Genomic DNA, 2313 nt, shown 5'->3' with positions numbered 1-2313 from the left:
CATCGATGACATCGGGGGTGGTTGGATCGATCGTCATTGTCGCGCCGAGGTCCTCGGCGAGGGCGCGCCGCGAGGCTTGCCTGGTCGACAGGATGATGGTCGTGGCTCCCGCCAATCTTGCCAGTTGTACGGTGAGCAGGCCGATCACGCCGCCGCCAAGCACGACCACCGAGCTGCCCGGTTTGATACCGGCAAGGTCGACGCCGTGCAGGCAACAGCCGAGCGGCTCGCAGAAGGCACCGTGCATGGGATCGAGGCCCGCAGGCAGGACGAAAGCCTGCTTCTGCGGCAAGGCAAGATATTCGGCAAAGCCGCCATCGCGATGAATGCCGATGGCGCGCAGATTGCTGCAGAGATTGACTTGTCCCGCGTGACAACGCGCGCAGCGCCCGCAGGCGATGTTGGGGTCGCCGGTGACACGATCGCCGATGGCAAAACCCGAGACCGATTTTCCGATCGCCTCGACGAGACCGGAGAACTCATGGCCGGGCGTCACCGGCGGCGTGCACGGAAATTCGCCGTGAAACAGATGCCGATCCGTGCCGCAGACGCCGCAGGCTTCGATGCGCACCAGTAGCTCATCCGCACCGATGTCAGGCATGTCGACGTCGCGCAGCGTGATGCCGCCCACTGCTTCCAGCCGCACCGCTTTCATGGTTTTGACCATGCCGGTTCAGTTGAAGCTTGGCGGTTGCGACAGGTCGGGCTGTGGCGTTGCCGGCTTGGCCGGCGGCGCGTCGCCGAAGCTCGGCGGCTGCGACAGATCGGGGGCGGCGGGAGCCGTGCCGCCGCCGGCAGGCGCTGCGCCATCCGCCGGCGGCGTGCCGAGCGGCGACAGGCCGGGCATCTCCGGCACCTGGTAGTCGATCGTGCCCGGATCGACGGTCGTTCCCTTGTAGTGCATCACCATTTGCGGGAAGGCGATGGTCAACCCGATCATGATCACCTGGATGCAGACAAAGGGCACCGCGCCCCAATAGATCTGTCCGGTGGTCACCGGCGCGATTTGTTTGCCGGTGAGACGATCGAGATAGGGCACGCGCGCAGCCACCGAACGCAGGTAGAACAGCGCGAAGCCGAAGGGCGGGTGCATGAAGCTGGTCTGCATGTTGACGCCCAGGAGCACGCCGAACCAGATCAGGTCGATGCCGAGCTTGTCGGCGGCGGGCGCCAGCAGCGGTACGATGATGAACGCCAATTCGAAGAAGTCGAGGAAGAAAGCGAGGAAGAAGACGAGCATGTTGACGCCGATCAGGAAGCCGACCTCGCCGCCCGGCAGCGACGTCAAAAGGTGCTCGACCCAGATGTGGCCGTTGACGCCGTAGAAGGTCAGTGAGAACACCCGTGCGCCGATCAGGATGAAAAGCACGAAGGACGATAGCCTTGTCGTCGAGGCCAGTGCCTGCTTGACGACGTCAAGCGACAAGCGCCCCTTTGCCGCCGCCATGATCAAGGCGCCGACGGAACCCATGGCGCCGCCTTCGGTCGGCGTGGCGATGCCCAGGAAGATGGTGCCCAGCACCAGGAAGATCAGCGCCAGCGGGGGGATCAGCACGATGATCACCTGCTGCGCGAGCCTGGACATCATGTTGAAATTCAGGCGTTTGTCGGCAATGGCGACGATGTAGATGAACAGGACTCCGGCAGTCGCGCCGAGAATGTCGGCATTGTCGCCATGCGCCGGCGCCAGATAACGATACGCCGCGTAGGAAACCGCTAATGTGACCAGCAAAGCCACCAGCAGCGACATCACGCCATGGCCGAGTGTACGGGCCTCGAGCGGCAGCGCCGGCATCGAGTTCGGCCGGATGATCGACATGATCAGGATGTAGGACATATAGAGGACGGTGAGCACGAGGCCGGGGATCAGCGCGCCGGCATACATGTCGCCGACCGAACGGCCGAGCTGGTCGGCAAGCACGATCAGCACCAGCGACGGCGGGATGATCTGGGCAAGCGTGCCCGAGGCGGCAATGACACCGGATGCGAGCCGGCGGTCATAGCCATAGCGCAGCATGATCGGCAGCGAGATCAGGCCCATGGCGATGACGGAAGCCGCCACCACGCCGGTGGTCGCTGCCAAAAGCGCGCCGACGAAGATCACCGCATAGGCAAGGCCACCGCGGATTGGCCCGAACAGCTGGCCGATCGTGTCGAGCAGGTCTTCGGCCATACCCGATCGCTCGAGCACGATGCCCATGAAGGTGAAGAACGGAATGGCCAGCAGCGTGTCGTTCGACATCACCCGGCTGCCGTAGAAATTATCCGGCAATGCGTGCAGGAGCGGCCAGGCGAGGTTGATCGATCCTCCGG

The 2313-nt window shown here is 64.2% G+C and carries 2 protein-coding genes; both read right to left on the bottom strand.

Features of this window, described 5'->3' with window-relative positions; all coding sequences use genetic code 11:
* Nucleotides 1–655 (bottom strand): alcohol dehydrogenase catalytic domain-containing protein (locus EN906_RS31335; RefSeq protein ID WP_164777508.1); only part of this gene is annotated, 655 nt, incomplete at its 3' end.
* A gap of 18 nt (nt 656–673) precedes the next feature.
* A partial coding sequence (locus EN906_RS31330; protein ID WP_127375649.1) for a TRAP transporter large permease subunit occupies nt 674–2313 on the bottom strand: 1640 nt, incomplete at its 5' end.

The sequence above is a fragment of the Mesorhizobium sp. M7A.F.Ca.CA.004.06.1.1 genome (genome assembly GCF_003999135.1).
GTDB lineage: Bacteria > Pseudomonadota > Alphaproteobacteria > Rhizobiales > Rhizobiaceae > Mesorhizobium.
The sequence above is the reverse complement of the archived record's forward strand: the minus strand, read 5'-3'. Positions and strand labels throughout refer to the sequence as shown.